We start from the raw sequence: 15,219 nt of genomic DNA on the forward strand, positions 1-15,219 counted from the left end.
GTGCCCTAACTAATTTACTGACACGATGGCATTTGCTATTGTATTTAATCAGGAATCGTCGTTATCTTTTGGATTTGTATGATAAGCAACCTCATCAATTCCTAGTAAATCGAAAATGTCCAAACTTTTATGCAAGTCCTTTTTATAGAGCCTATCATTTTCGATGTGAAAGTAATATTCACTTATCGGGAACCGATTCAAGTCGAGAGGGCATTTTGCAAAGGGATTATGCCAGATACTCCATTCCGAGCTACCGATAGTTAAAATATCTGTACTCTTAAATAGAAAAATAGCAGATACTGAAGTGTTTACCGGCTGATTATGGTAAAAAAAACCTCCATTACCAGGGTAAGATAAATTTATATATGTGCCGCTATCAGTCCCAAATAAGACACTATACATTTCGTCCGTATGAAAAAACATATCATTGTTGCAAATGCAAATTACATATGGTTTATCCTCTATACCATATTTAGATGGTCTTTTGTCATTTAACGCAGTAAGAATGGCTTTTTTGCTGTCAATTATTTTTGCGTCTTGTGAGATCGCACCTAAGCTAGTTTTTATACCTTCTTTGGATTTTCTTAATAAGCTAATTTCAATTTCCCATTCATTTTCTTGATATAGAAACCGACGATGAAACAGCTCTTCGTTTTCAAACCCTTCGCTTAGTTCCTTGACCTGATCTATAAATATTTTTAGCTTTCTTGGGGAAACGCTTATGGCAGAGAGCTTTTTAAAATCAAGATTAATGAAGTAAGGGTAATAATGAATTTTTCGGATTATATCTTCTACAGCCCCTTTTCGCTTTTCCTCTTCCGATGATTCGAAGGAATTGCCAGAAAGAGTACATTCAAAATAAACTGCTATCGTATTAATAACAGCCATAAAATCAGGAGTCGTTGCTTTTGTTAGCACTGGATGTTTCTCTACCTCGAATCCTACTTTCTTGAGAAAGGTAAAAACGATCAACTCAAAAATTGCAGCGTAATGTTGCTTGTCATTTTTTGATTTTATTTTGCTAATAAACTCATCATCAGGGGTTATAGCTTCAGCCCAAGAAGTAATAATGTCTCTTGCCAATTTACAACGATTCCAGGCCGACCTTTCAAGAAATTTAAATGAAGATTCCTGCACTTGTTTGGCATCGCTAGAAAGCAGAGTGTTAGGATTGAATATCATACCATTATTTTATGCTTAGCCTAAAAATGTTTACTTAGTGCTAGATTAAAGGTTATTTCATTACCCTTATTTTTTTAAAGTTACAGATTATTTAATAATGGATGGCTTTGAGGATACAGGCGCTATTCAACGGTTATCCAAAGAAGATAGTTCAATACACTCGACCGTAATATACACAAGTTCACAGATATCAATTATGTATACCAATATGCTGGTAAATTAGACAAACAACAATTCATTAGAATTGGGTTCGATAGCTATTTGTTCCCTGACGGGGGTATTTGTCGAACTCCGACAATGAGGGGTGTAACATCGTGTAACTATTTGAAAATGAGTAGTAACCAGCTGTTTATTTATAATAAAAAGAGGTTTTCTAACGAAAACACCCTTCAAGTGGAAGGAGGGGGATTCGAACCCCCGAGCTCCCAAAGGAACTAACGGAGTTTAAGTCTGTCGTATTCAGCCACTCTACCACCCTCGAATATTTTTAATTAATATTCGAGGGTGGATTACAAGCATAGGATTTTTGTGTTGATATCGGAAAGGGTATATTTGAGTATATGGAACACGAGATTAACAAGGCCTTCAATACTTTACGTAAACCATCGAAGAAGAATTTTGATGAAATATTTGAAAACTACTCTATCGTTTTTGAAAACCAAATGGATTCTATTAGGCAGGAAATCGCTGTTTGTATAGTCAACGAACTTTACCAGGCTGCAATTATGCTAACCAATCATTTGCTCGAAAAATTTCTTAGAGATGTGATTGTGATAGAAGAATCTGGAATTAAAACAATGATCCCTGAAAACCAGAGTAAAATCAAAGCGGCTTACAAAAAACGAAATGGTAGTAAATTGGATAACCTTAACGACGAGGCACTCAAATTAAAGATAATTTCTGAAGATCAGCACAAGCAAATTAAGGATTATATACTGAACATAAGAAATCCATATAGCCATGGGTCTTCATTTCAAATTCTGAAGAATGTGAAACCAGTAAAAACTTTGACAGGTAGTTTTTCAAAAGGCATCAATCAGGAAGTGATAGATATCCAAGTTGGCAGTTATTTGCCGCTACAATCTCTATTTCAAGATTTTCAAGCACAGAAGGATTCAGTAAAGTATTTTAAGTTCGTTGATGGTATTCTTTTTTCTTTTTATAAAGAAAAGAATGGCCAAGTGTACAAACGTCAATTTTAAAGTATACTTAAAATTTCTTTTGAGCCTTCCGTGGATCTTGCCCAGGGTTTTTCGCTGAGCAAGGAATATCTCGATAGATTTAGTTTTTAATCCAACAAGAATAACTAAGATTAAAAGGCTCTGGCGTAAAATAATACCATTTGCGCTGTAGCTTGTTTTTATCTATGGATTTAACTTGTTATTTTAGTTCCTATGGATCTAAATACAACGCTATTTTACGAAAGGAAAAAAAAGCTCAGAGAAAGAAAGGCAATGGCCAACCGTCTTCTCGAAGAAAATATATCCATAAAAACGCAACTGACTGTTAAATGGGAGCAGGAGCGGGTGGAAAGCAACATAGTCCACCTAAAGGAAATTATTACCGGCCTAAATAAAGAACTCAGCGAAAAGGTCATCAAAGATCACGTTCAAGAGGCCTTGGTTGAGCTAATGTCCCACAAAAAGGCCAAAAAAAAATCCATCGGTGCTAACCTGCTTAAAAATTTCACTGAAAATATGGTGCTGTATGAAATCGCCAGATATTCACTGAACTATTCGATTGAAAACGATTTTTATTGGACCAAAGACGGCACAATAGGGGATCACTACGAAGTTGCCTTGGGCATCCGAGATCCCGAAACCTTTGGGGTGTATTGCAGCGAAAAGATCGCCAATATAAAGGAAACTGTCCTTCCATACCTTAAAGATTGCCTAGACTACAATGTAGATTTGCTGGAGAGTGTTTTGATAAACTTTGATCAGCAGCAGCCTGCAAACAGCAACATCCTTCTTATGGTGGTCATTGAGGGCATGTTGCGGGCCATGTGCGCTAAGCTTTACCTCCGGCAGAACCCAACAGCTACTCAACAAGAGTCCACAAAATTTGTCAGGAAATACCAGTCCATGGAATCCCTGATCATCAAGCCAAACTGGAAAAACGATATCCAATACGATTTTTTTGCCGCAATCAATCTCGCCAAACATACTGACGATCCCCAACTGGACCAGGCCAAAGCAACACTAAGAGCGGCAGAAAAGTTTCAAAAGGAAATCCTAAGCCGCTCGGCCCGTGTGGCTGAGGTATTAGCAGATCCAACTTTAACCGATCAGGACAAACAGGACCGCGCAATGAAAATTACCAATTCGGCCCTTGAGAATATTACGTCATGGGTGGGTTTTGAAAAACAGCCTATTTACGTATCCATCAAAGTTGAGCTGCAGTTTTTGGTCCGCAGGTTCAAGGATGACCGCAATGAAATGATCCATGGCGGCTATGAGTCCTACAATAAAAAATGGAAAAGCAACAGCTATCTGGCTGCTGTAATCGCCACCTGTAACCTGATGAGAAAGCTCGACCGGATTTACGGTGATGTTATTTCTGCAAATTCCATTGCGATTGCCCAAACTAGCTAACAAAACAAACTGGGGACTATTTCACGGATTTACGTATCATATTCTGCGAGCATGCACCGGGCCTTTACGGTGTGAAGTTGCGCTTTTCGTTTCTGTATTGAGGTACCATGGGATTTTAATTATGTCCCTGCAAACATGGTGCATCTCCAAATTTCTTTTACCCTAGTAGGCATAAATATTTTATCCGGATTAATCTTTTATGACTAGTAGATGAGATTTAATTCTGGCAAGAATGAGTTCTAATTGTTAGATTTTCTGACAGCTATTTTCTACCTTAGTTAAGTAATTAAATATTCACGCTCATGGGTAAGCAAATTCAAAAACAGATGTTTATTGTCAAATCATCTTGTTATAAATGCAAGGAAATGTTCAATGTTGCATTAGTAAATGAGGAAGTGGGCACTGGGCAGATTTACGGGCCAGAGGAATTCACCAAAGAAGAAATGAGACTGGCCGAAGAGCATGGCGTTCTTATCAAGGAACAATTTTCAGCAACTAGACAGGAAAGCTATCATGCAAATACCTGTCCCAATTGTGGTGCATTTGTAGGACAACATTTTCTGTTTACTGATTACTTTTGTGAGGCTAGCTATGGGGGCTGTGAATATGAGGCCATTGATCTAGCATAGTTTTTGGTATCCCGCTGGATGCTCAATTTTTTAAAGTTCCATCTGTCTTTTACTAAACCTCCCATTTAATGAATAATCAAATCAGGACGCTACTTATTGATCAAGCACGCAAAAGAATGCCAATCACCTACGGGGGTGTGATGAAAAGGCTGGGACTAGACCATGGCAATATTGATCACAGAAATAATCTTAGTAATGAACTCTATGCTATTTCAAACTTTGAGCATAGTCACGGGAGACCTTTACTAAGTTCAATGGCTATGTATTCCGGGCTAGCTGATCATGGTCCTGGATTTTACGAATTGGCAGAAGATTTTGGTTTCGGAGATAAGAAATCACTCACTGAAAGCCTGTTCGCTTTCCAGGAAATGAACAAATGCCAAGATTTCTGGTTAAAGGACGATAATTATCAGCGCTATTATGGTCTGTTACCAACTGTAAGTTATGATTACCCATTCTTCAACGTTGCTGAAACTGATTTTTTACATAGCTGGGGAGGCATGGTATATGATAAAGAAAATGCTGAACACGTGGCAGCTAAAAACTATATCATGAATGGCGCCGGAAGCAAAACGGTATTTTGGTCAAAAGCACTGATCAGGTTGCTACCTGGCTTTGAAACGTTCAACTGGCGTATGTGGAGTCAGAAAGGGTGGGAAAAGACTGTGCAAGGGAATAAACAAGTGGCAAGATTTAAGCGATATACTTGGGCAAGGATTTACAAAACAGGTGATGGAGATCGGGATATATTTTTTACTGTTGGTCTTGATGGTTATTATAAAGAACTTGTTTATAAACTCGATTATTATTTTGAAGCCAATTCAAATTTATCTGCGGCACAAAAAGAAATCATTAACAAAAACATTCCCCAAGAACTCCGAAAGGTAGCCATTCCGTTGTCGGAATTTGGTAATTACGACTGGGCAAAGCTGATCGAACTGACCCGTAATTTTATTGCGGAGCATACCGATACTTATGATAGATTAATTAGCCTGGCATGGGGCAAAGCGCAACCTGAGCAGGTCTTCAATAATGCCTTGCGTAAAAGGGAAGTACCTCTTGGAGGATTTGGCATGCTTCCTCCACTCTCTCCGAGTTTTACGGGAACCGAAACTGATTATGTAAAAGAAGGAATTGAAAATAGAGAGGTTGGAGATGCAGGGGAAGAACTTGTCAAGGAATATGAAAAGAAATTTCTTATTGCAGCTGGAAGGCAGGATTTGGCATCAAAAGTTGATTTTGTAAAGGACGGCGAAGGATATGATATATTATCCTATTCTCCGGAAGGTGCTCCAAAGCACATAGAAGTCAAAACTACTGCTGGCGGCGCTTTGAGCCCATTTTATTATACGCTTAATGAGTATTTATATGCAGAAAGAAATCCGTATAGTTATGCCATCTACCGACTTTATGGTTTCGATGAGGAAACCAATACGGCAGATTTTTACATTCTGGATAACCCCTTGATCAAGCTGCTTCTTCAACCAGTTGTTTACAAAGCATATATTCGTATCCCCGAAAAATAAATAGTCACTAATTTTCAACCTAACTGTAATGTCAATGAGGTCTTCATGGGTTCCAAAAATAAAAATAAATAAAATCAGGAAAATATTTCTCAGCGCCGATAAGCGTACAAGAGAAGACTTTGAACATTCAAGGGTTGTAAATGAAAGAGATTACCAAAGTAGGTTTCTTACATTGGTAAATTACCCAACTCAAACTCGAGGCAAAAGATGTGAAGGGCTTTTTATGGCACAATGCGTTACAGATCGTGTCGAAAGAAGAAATGGTGTGGATGCTGTATTAGTTTTTAAGTATGATAACCAATACAAGATTGCTTTCCTTGAGTGTAAGATTGAAAAAAAAGGTTTTGATAACGGACGATTTATAGTGCAATTAGAAAAGCAACGTGAGTTACGCCGACGCCATAAAGGTGTTGTATGCTTTGAGATGTTTTTTCATAAGTGGTCAACCTCACCTTTTGAAGATGAGCTCAGCAGTGTTTGTACTTTGGATCAAATTGATGACTTTATTAAAGCCACCTCTAGGGAAACTATGATCAAATGGGGACATAGCGATTTGGTCGCTTTATTCGAATGGCTGAAGACGAAAATGCCAGGACGGTATTCCATCGGAAATTTGATTCAGGCAATTTTAAACTGTACCCTGGGACAAACGTATGCACACCCATATGCAAATGCAGAAATCGAATCAGGTGAGTTTGTCAAAGATACGATATTGACTGCTGAAGGTCTTCAGGGTAAAGACGGCAACAACATGTCGTTGATTCAATATGGTGCAAAGTATCAAATAGACTCAGTTGGATTTGTGAATTTAGATCAATGATGAAAACTATTATATCCGTAATTTCATTATTTATTAATATCTATTAGACATAAACTCATTTTTAACCTTTCCAACTTTGACTCGTACCAAAAATCATTCTTATGACCTACGGCAAAGATCCCAAAGTAAAAGGCAGAAAGTTTCACGGAACCCCTTATCTGCAATGTGCAAGAGATTGACAGGTTTTGTAATGTTCTGAAATCAATTATCGCTGCCGAACCATAAAGATCTACGGACTGATGTGAGGAAGTCGTTTGCTTCCTCACCGACAATAGTCGCCATCGTAGCGGAATAACGATCCTGTGCGAAAAATTACCAGCACTGAAATAGGTACTTCCCCCATAATCGCTGCTGCCCAAGGGGAGTCCTGATATCACAACAGGATCCAAAATCTTCATTATCTTACCCAAGCAGGCGTCGTTTAACCATCCTACACGCGATCATATTCTGCCCAGCAGCCTGCTGTACATTGGGATTTTTAAAAAAGAAAAAGCTATTTTTAGACCTTAAAATCCAACTTAATGCTCGAATTGTCCTCCAAAATGTTAACTCTTTTTCTGGGAGATAACAGAAAAGTAATGCAGCAACGCTCAAAAGGGTATGGCACCAGTCATATGGGACCACTGTCCCAACAGGATATCGTCGATCATCTAAATGGAACCAGGAGCAATGCCATCTATTTGCTGGACCAGGCCCAGTATTGCTCGACGATCTGTTTTGATATCGATATCCCCAAAATTGAAATACCCAATAACCAAATCCAGAGACAACAGGTAAAGGTCGAGAGCTTCCTGCCCGAAGTGAACAAAATCACCAGTTATCTAAGGGATATTTATAAGCTCTCTTCCGAGCATTTGCTCATAGAGGACACCGGCGGACGTGGATACCACATCTGGGCATTCTTTTCACAGCCGGTGGATGGAGAAAGGTGTGTAACATTTCTGAATGATGTAAAGCTCAACTGTGGTTTCCCAGAACTGGAAATATTTCCGCCAGCGTTCAATCAGGGGAATAAAGGCTTTAGTAAGTCATTGGTGCGTCTCCCGCTGGGTTTGCACCGGGCTTATGGCAACGCCAGGAGTGAGTTTATTGATCCCCATAGCTTTGAGCCGATACCCCTGGAGGATCTTCCTGCGGAACTTGCGGCGTTGAAATATTTGCCGATGGAAGTGCTTGATATCGCAGAGGGCAGATATAATAGTTTAATTACCAGCAAGGCTGAGCACTCGGCTAGACTGGCAGGAGAAAAGCGATCTTCTACTACCCATTCGCCCGTGGTAAACCTTGGGGAAGTTGGAGAGCTGATCTCCAGGTGTCCCGCACTCTTGCATCTTGAAGATAAGGCCAGGCAAGAGGGCAACCTCAAGCATCACGAACGATTTGCACTTGCCGCGATACTAAAAAACTTTCAAGACGGAGAGCCGCTATTACATCAGATACTCTCCAACTGCGATAATTACGACCTGGAACGCTCCAGCTATCAGATTGGCACAATCAAGGGCTGCGCGCTGTCCTGTAGAAAACTGCAAAGCCCCTCATACGGCATTTGCAAGGGCTGGTGCAACACGAAATTTAAACAAAGCGCGGAAAATGGGAGACAGCCAAGCCCTGTGTGGTTTGCCGATCTGCACAAAACCAGAGAAGAAATCCCGTTGGACGACGTGCAAGAAGATATCTTTCAGGTAGCCTCCATCGCAAACCTTTCGAACGCCTGGAAGAAAGCTCAGCAACAGGCGCTGGACCGCGATGTATTTCATGATAAAATGGGCTTTGAGCTTTTTGGGCGGGATATCTGGAACAATCTGGCAATGCTGGGTCTTCAGTTGAGCGAGCGAAGGTGGAAACATAACAATTTCCTGTCCATTAAAATTCCAAAGGATAAAGCAACAGGTTCCATGCGGCCCTTCTGTTCGGTGAGCGCAAGAGAATCCGTCGTGCAACTGGCGGTCATGAATGTCATCGGCCCAAAAATCGATTCCCGTTTTCACCGGCGTTCGCTCGGTAACCGACTGGCGATATCGCCCAAGACCGATGATCAGATCTTTCAGGACTGGCGCAAACAAAATGCGATCCGGGAATTCAAAAAAGCCAGTTTTTCCGAATATGAGCCGCATAACCATTATGTGCTACTCGATATTAGAAAGTTTTATGAATTTATCAAACACGCAAAGCTTTTGCTCCAAATCAGTCAGTTCGTCGATGACCAGTTTATTTTGGAGATTATCGAACAGTACATCAAGGCGCCATGGGAACGCACCACGAGTGAATATGAAGGTCAAAAGAAAACAATGGGCATTCCCCAGGGGCCGGCATTATCCGCACTACTTGCCAATCTTTACCTAAACCAGGTCGATCATTGGCTTGATGAGCGCTGTATCGATTTTGTCAGGTATGTTGACGATCTGGCCATACTTTTCGAGGACAAACAGACTGCAGACCTTGTACTCCACGAACTTGAAGAAATGCTTTCTCTGGAATATGGGCTTAGCCTGAATACCGAAAAAACTGTTGGCCCACTGCGCATAACCGATAATGAAAAACTCAGTACATGGCTGGACCGGGTGAAATATGACTTCGTTCGCTCCGGGGTAAGCAATACTTCGAACATCACGGAGACCCAAAAGCAGGAGTTATTTGAAACGTTAACCAAGGTCGCAGGCAATATTGACGAGGATACGAAGAAACTGACCAAGTCCCTTGGATTCTATGTACGCTTTTCCGAGCACCTAGCAAGCACGGAACTGACCAATACCGTACATAAGGTTGCCGAGTACCTGTTGGAAGAAGACCGTCCTAGGCATAACGCGACGTGCATAGCCGTCCGGGCCCTGATAAAGGCCAGTAATGAACCCCAAGGGAGCAACTGGCCCTCCTTTAAATCCTTGATGCAAAGCAGGGGGGATGATTATATTCAGATTGTTTTTGCTCAGGAATGTGCCGCATTGCTGCAAACCGCCCAGGGACTTACCCTTAGGGCGGAAATTGTTGACGAACTCTGCGGCATTGCGCTCGATTATGAACGCCCCGTTGCAGCAGCCGCTGCCATAGATACGTTGTTGGTCATAGAACCGCATGCCTTGAAAAGACTGGATGTGAGCACTTTAAAAGGGATAGGCTTCGGGACTTTTGAAATGCTGGCACCTCGGGTGATTGCGCTGCTATTTCACCTTCAGGAGATCGATGAGAGTTCACTGGCAAGAATCAGCGTGAAAACGCTGTTTGAGTTGGAGGTTTACGGAAATTTGATCAGCGAATCCTCACACGGACTTTTCAGTGAACTGGTTCGTTTAACCCATAGCAAGCCCACCTTTCAGCTTTGCCTGCCGTTATTGGTCAGAAAGGGGATATTGCTCCGCGACAGGCAGGGCACGCAGTTGTTTGCGCAGCTCAATGCTCAAAAAGATCAGCGAACCCTTGCCAACTACATTGCCGATAAGCTCATCTCGGATCTCGTCACGGATGAAAGCATCGGCGTCAGTATCATCACCCTGCTTGATTTTCTCAAAGAGACCGGAGAAGTCACCATTGCCTTTGAGCTGTATCAGTTTGCCAAATATTCGAAATGGCTAAAGGATAACGATGAATTTTTGGAATTCCAGAAAACGGGCAACGAAAAGGACTATGCAGGATTTTCGGAGCCTGTTATTTCCGGCGTGGAGATTTTGGGACCGTTATTCGAATCCAACCGCTTTGTACAGAAAGCCAGGGAAACCGCTACCGGCACCGCCTGTTTTCACGAACTCGTTAAAGAGCAGGAACTGGCAAAGTCGGGAAGGAACATCAATTCCTATTTAATAGCCTTTAATGAACTTATAAGGGCTGATCTTTTGATAGAGGCTAAAACCGAACTCCGGGCTGGTGAGGGAAAACTCTTGATCAAGACCATTTTGCCTGAGGGAACAAAAAGTCTTTTTGATTTTATGACCGAAGGGGTCAATGAGCCGGACACTGTTTATCAACTCCTGGTCCAGATCTCCGCCCATGTGGATTCGATGCGAAGGGTGCTGAGAAAAATTAGTGAGCATATTTTGATCCCGGTTCCCACGCTCCATACCATTTTTATCGATCCCCAGGGGAATCTCCGCTCTGGACTCACAGGCCTTTCCATTGGTTCCGAAAGGCGATTTGTCGGACGCTCTGGCGCTTACCATACCCTGCAGGCCGATGCATGGCTCATTGAAACCCTGGGGCTGCTTCTCTTCGAACTACAGTCAAAAGGATGTGCGGTCCAAGAATTTATTCAGATCAGGACATCTTCTCCAAAAGGTATAGAGGCTATTGGTATTGCTCAGGGACGTGTTCTATCGGACATTCTTTTGAAATCCACCCGCCCGGTACCCGCTTTGCGTTACGCATTAACCAAATATCAGTTGGAGGAGATACACGAATGGGCGAAATTGCAAGCTGCCATAAACCTGCATCCTGCAATCAGCAACCCCGAAAAGCGAGTCCTTAATATCCTGTGGAGCATTGACCTCAAAATCCAGCGTTATCTGGCGAAAAACTTTACCGGCAGCGAAGCGCTAATCGACTTTGCATTCGGAATGCTGCATCACCAAGTCGTCAGGCAATTGAAAGATAGTGAATTGTACCTGGAGCCTTTTTTGATGGACTACTGGAAAGAGATATCGTGGGGGGAATTATACGACAGGCATGTGGCTGCAACCCAGGCCATCAATATCGCCCGGGCAATTGATCACCGAGTGGCGGCATTGAAGTCTGCCTTATCACTGAAGCGTGAGATTTCCTTTACCAGATGGTTAGTCATCTCAGCAGCCGGCATTGAGCTTGAGGCTTTGAGAAGATCCTGTCAGGTGCTTATCAAAGAATCCTCAATCGAGCTTGAGCTGAATAGATTTATCACTTTAGTTGAGAACAACGAAACATCCGGAATTGATTTATCCTACATCAAAAAAGCGGACCCGTTTATTGATGAGATATGTACGCTTATCCAGCAGACGCTCGTTTTGGTTTGCAACCAGTTAAAAATATGGCTGTCTGAAAATGAGTTTCAGCCCGCTGACTGGAAGAATGATCTTCTGGTCATTCAATTTGTCGTGTTGGCAAAATTTTATGGTTTGCGGGCAATTTCCAAAACAGGCGGGGAATATGTAATAGAAGCAAGAAGGAAACTTTTCAACTCCTCGAAGGTTAACCAGTGTCTGTATAAAATTCTGGCACTGTACCGGTCTGAACATTCAAACTCTGATCATTCCGATGAGGGTTTTGGCCTGGGATATAAGTCAAGCCTGATGGCGGGTATCAATGAGACGAGTCTTCATATCGTACGTGGAATGTATAGAAGTCACGACCAGCTGCACCTAAGCATTACTGGCAAAATCAGGTTCTCACAATCGGTCAAGCTCCGTATCAGACACCACAAAGTGAACATAGAACTTCGCGGTAAGTTGGTTATCGAAAAGGTGCATAACGACTTTGATGGCTTTCACACCAAAGATTGTCCATTCAGTATCGATATGCAACGTTCCAACGGAAAACTAAAGGCCCTGACGGCAACGTTTCCAATCCTGACCTATAATGATATTGAACAGCAGCTACACCCTAAACTGGAACATAAAAAACAACACCTTCTGGGTTATCATGGCGTTTTGTTTCAGCGCAAAAATCCTGTTGCATCAGCGTTTTTAGATGCGCACATCATTTGGCTGCTGGTCGCTATGCTTTTTAGCGGGCTAGCATACGCATGGGTGCTGGATGATAAGTCTGCCTGGAAACAGGCCTCGTTAAATCTGGCCATCTACGCTGCTGCATTCACCACCTTTTGCCTGTATGTCTCCATCACCTTTAAACGGCTGCGTGCATACTCGAAAACATTGGACTGGGTTTCGGATTCGCTGACCAGGTAGATACTGTTTGGAAACGTGCAAATCAAACAAAAAGTTTCACGCCATATATCTGGCGTGAAACCAACTTGGTTTTAACAAAATGACTAATATCAAATCGGACTTGCCGTGCCTAGGGCCTGTGGGAGCCTTCAAAATTGCAAATCGGCGGTTGATGGCTAAAGTGGAATGGATTTTCTGACTGTTGTGAACCTAATGCGAATTTTGCATTAAGCTATCAGTGTCAGATTCGGTTTACATCGATTTATAGTAGTCAAAAAACCAACGATACTCAAAGAAATCATCCACTTTCGGGCTATCAATAAAATTATTGAGTTGTTTCTCAAAGTTTGTCCCAAAGGTTGCTGACAAAACAAGTTCTTTGAGAACTTCAACCGTAATTTCCTCCACGGCTGCGAATTTCAGGGCCAGTTCCTTCCAGATTCTTCGGTATAACATGAGGTCAGCATTGCCCGAAATACCAAGCACTTGAAGTTCATCTTCATAAGCCGCAGAGTAGGTTCGGCCTGTCTTATCGTATTCCACAAGGATATTGATATCAAGGTCATAGAATAATGGTCTGATATAGCTATTTCCCCGGTAATGGTTGCAATGTGCATTTTTTGCACAGGACGCCACCAGATTGTAGTAGGCAATCTCATGCGAATATTTACTGGGTGGAATGATCTTGATCAGCTTATCGAATGTTCTGGCAAAAACGACGTTTTGCTGAAGTTCATCACAAATCAGATAGGTGTCAAATTCTGACTGAGATTTGGTTTTATGCGGAATGATGTGCTCCAGGGTGGCGTCCTGCGGGGAAATCAATTTCATGCAATAGCAGCATAAGGATCCTTGGTTTTCCAAAAGAACCTCAGTTAGCCGTTGGCGGAATGTCTCGCGGCTATCGCATAGACCGTCATCATAATTAGCATTTAGATATTGTCCCTGAGCGTCAATCCAACAATGTTCCAGCAACTCATCAATGACCTGATTGCCTTGCGCATGGTGCATTTTTTTGTTAATGTAATTCATTTAAAGGTACTCTTGCTTTTTCTCTTCAATTTCCTTTAATAAAGCCGGGGGAAGCTCACCACCAACATAAGCTTCCAGCTTTTGCAGTATTTCATCTGCCTCTTTGTTTTTGCCCTTGCCGAACAAAAATAGATATCCATTGATGTATTTATCGATAGTCGAGGGACGGGAGGACACCTCCATTACCTCGGTCAGGTTGGTTGAATAATCTAAGCCAAAAACATTTTCAACCCTTTCATTTGAATATTTATTTCCGCTATTCTCCAGATTAAGCAGCACGTTTTCCCGGTCTACTTTGTAATTGGAAACCACCAGGGGAGAGTGGGTGGTAATGATGAACTGGATTTTGGGGAAACTCTTTCTAAGCCGCTGCAGAATCTCCTGCTGCAGACTTGGATGTAAGTGAAGTTCTATTTCGTCAATCATCACAATCCCTGAACTCTGGTTCTCCCCATTTAATACATAACTACGATAAGCAATATCCAGGACCATAGAGAACACTCTTTTGTAGCCCATCGGCAGCCCATTATAGGCAATCGAGCGGCCATCGTTGAAAGAAAACTGCAGACTGTATTCTTTCTGATCCGGCCGGGCAATGTTTACCCTGAAAAGTTCAAAATTCTCATTGATAAAATCGTATTCTTTTCTCAGAGGCTTGGTAAAATTAATCAGTTTTTGAAACACAAAATCCTTTTCCTTTGAAAAATTTTCCAGTCTTTGGTCACTGCGCAATCGCTCCAGATTTGCTGAAAGTTCATCAATACTATCATACCATTCAGCTATTTTATGTGTATTAACGCTCTTGCTATCGTTGAGCTGTGCCTGATAGAAAGCGATCTGTTCCTCTACCTGGTCGATGTCATCTTTAAGTCCCCTTTCAAAATCACTGATCTTAAAAAGCCGGTCGATCCACAGCTCACTGCAATCCTTACGAGCGTCCCAGGCATAATAGCCCAGATCCCGTGGCGGGGAATCCAAGCCAAATATTTCTTTTATCCTTGAACCAGCCAGGGCTTCTCGGTGCGGAAAGGAGTCTGCTATCACCATCAAAACGGGCAGAGGCATCGTAAAATCGCTGTTGTACTGCTCTAATATCGTGTTCAATGCCTGAGCATACTGGCTCGTAGCCAGCCCACCATTCATACTCAACTTTGCCATAGACCATTCGATTTCGCCATCGTTAAAGATTGCCCGGAAATCGTTTCTAATTGGATAGTTATAGGATCTTGACAATGGGTCGTAGTTCGCCTCAATTTCAGTAAACGATTTAACCGATGCACCGTTGGATGTAGCAAGGTTCAGTTTCAGGGCCTTTGGCTTTGCAAACATGAAACTCATCCCCCTTCTGATGGCAGAGAGGATGCTGGACTTCCCCGTGCCGTTCTTCCCGATAATAACAGTGGTTTTACTGCCATATTGAATAGAGTAATCGGTAAAACAGCGGAAATTGTTAAAATGTGTCTCTAGTAAGTTCATCGTTTGTTAAAATTAAATAAATTCAAGTGCGCAACGCGATCCCAAGGGGGAGCCTATTCAAGATTACTTGCTGGTCTTATACGAGATTTAGATGTAAGTAAGCCCGATTTAAGT

Annotated in this window: 9 protein-coding genes and 1 tRNA gene; 6 read left to right on the plus strand and 4 right to left on the minus strand. The window is 42.0% G+C overall.

Annotated features, from left to right (window positions below; translation table 11 throughout):
- Positions 1 to 48 precede the first annotated feature (48 nt).
- Both ACZZZW_RS15565 and ACZZZW_RS15570 read right to left on the minus strand, forming a co-directional pair.
- Entirely contained in the window at positions 49 to 1,182 is a 1,134-nt protein-coding gene (locus ACZZZW_RS15565) for a hypothetical protein (protein WP_463494740.1), read from the minus strand.
- 394 nt (positions 1,183 to 1,576) lie between these two features.
- Positions 1,577 to 1,660: transfer RNA gene (locus ACZZZW_RS15570), tRNA-Leu, on the minus strand.
- Positions 1,661 to 1,742: 82 nt separating this feature from the next.
- Between ACZZZW_RS15570 and ACZZZW_RS15575 the strand changes: the two genes are divergently transcribed.
- From ACZZZW_RS15575 to ACZZZW_RS15600, 6 genes are all read left to right on the plus strand, one after another.
- Positions 1,743 to 2,384: a hypothetical protein gene (locus tag ACZZZW_RS15575; protein WP_463494741.1), complete on the plus strand. Its 642-nt coding sequence runs from the start codon at positions 1,743 to 1,745 to the stop codon at positions 2,382 to 2,384.
- Between the two features lie 192 nt (positions 2,385 to 2,576).
- Positions 2,577 to 3,776, plus strand: coding sequence for a hypothetical protein (locus ACZZZW_RS15580; RefSeq protein ID WP_463494743.1), 1,200 nt, complete (start codon positions 2,577 to 2,579; stop codon positions 3,774 to 3,776).
- Between the two features lie 302 nt (positions 3,777 to 4,078).
- Positions 4,079 to 4,405, plus strand: coding sequence for a hypothetical protein (locus ACZZZW_RS15585; protein ID WP_463494745.1), 327 nt, complete (start codon positions 4,079 to 4,081; stop codon positions 4,403 to 4,405).
- 68 nt (positions 4,406 to 4,473) lie between these two features.
- On the plus strand, positions 4,474 to 5,931 hold the full coding sequence (locus tag ACZZZW_RS15590) for a protein NO VEIN domain-containing protein (protein WP_463494747.1): 1,458 nt from the start codon (positions 4,474 to 4,476) through the stop codon (positions 5,929 to 5,931).
- A 34-nt stretch (positions 5,932 to 5,965) separates the two neighbouring features.
- On the plus strand, positions 5,966 to 6,751 hold the full coding sequence (locus ACZZZW_RS15595; RefSeq protein ID WP_463494749.1) for a hypothetical protein: 786 nt from the start codon (positions 5,966 to 5,968) through the stop codon (positions 6,749 to 6,751).
- Positions 6,752 to 7,272: 521 nt separating this feature from the next.
- Positions 7,273 to 12,618: a reverse transcriptase domain-containing protein gene (locus ACZZZW_RS15600; RefSeq protein ID WP_463494751.1), complete on the plus strand. Its 5,346-nt coding sequence runs from the start codon at positions 7,273 to 7,275 to the stop codon at positions 12,616 to 12,618.
- 231 nt (positions 12,619 to 12,849) lie between these two features.
- Here the strand turns inward: ACZZZW_RS15600 and ACZZZW_RS15605 are convergent, their stop codons facing one another.
- Together ACZZZW_RS15605 and ACZZZW_RS15610 are read right to left on the minus strand one after the other, a co-directional pair.
- Complete coding sequence (locus ACZZZW_RS15605) at positions 12,850 to 13,629, minus strand: HNH endonuclease (protein ID WP_463494753.1); 780 nt, start codon at positions 13,627 to 13,629, stop codon at positions 12,850 to 12,852.
- Positions 13,630 to 15,105 carry an AAA family ATPase gene (locus ACZZZW_RS15610; RefSeq protein WP_463494755.1) on the minus strand — a complete coding sequence of 492 codons (1,476 nt, stop codon included), beginning with the start codon at positions 15,103 to 15,105 and terminating at the stop codon, positions 13,630 to 13,632.
- Positions 15,106 to 15,219 lie beyond the last annotated feature (114 nt).

This window comes from Pedobacter sp. AC379 (assembly GCF_979258145.1).

What these genes read in the sequence shown, in the direction of transcription:
- ACZZZW_RS15565 (WP_463494740.1), bottom strand. Translation starts at nt 1,182, where the DNA reads ATGATATTCAATCCTAACACTCTGCTTTCTAGCGATGCCAAACAAGTG.
- ACZZZW_RS15575 (WP_463494741.1), top strand. Translation starts at nt 1,743, where the DNA reads ATGGAACACGAGATTAACAAGGCCTTCAATACTTTACGTAAACCATCG.
- ACZZZW_RS15580 (WP_463494743.1), top strand. Translation starts at nt 2,577, where the DNA reads ATGGATCTAAATACAACGCTATTTTACGAAAGGAAAAAAAAGCTCAGA.
- ACZZZW_RS15585 (WP_463494745.1), top strand. Translation starts at nt 4,079, where the DNA reads ATGGGTAAGCAAATTCAAAAACAGATGTTTATTGTCAAATCATCTTGT.
- ACZZZW_RS15590 (WP_463494747.1), top strand. Translation starts at nt 4,474, where the DNA reads ATGAATAATCAAATCAGGACGCTACTTATTGATCAAGCACGCAAAAGA.
- ACZZZW_RS15595 (WP_463494749.1), top strand. Translation starts at nt 5,966, where the DNA reads ATGAGGTCTTCATGGGTTCCAAAAATAAAAATAAATAAAATCAGGAAA.
- ACZZZW_RS15600 (WP_463494751.1), top strand. Translation starts at nt 7,273, where the DNA reads ATGCTCGAATTGTCCTCCAAAATGTTAACTCTTTTTCTGGGAGATAAC.
- ACZZZW_RS15605 (WP_463494753.1), bottom strand. Translation starts at nt 13,629, where the DNA reads ATGAATTACATTAACAAAAAAATGCACCATGCGCAAGGCAATCAGGTC.
- ACZZZW_RS15610 (WP_463494755.1), bottom strand. Translation starts at nt 15,105, where the DNA reads ATGAACTTACTAGAGACACATTTTAACAATTTCCGCTGTTTTACCGAT.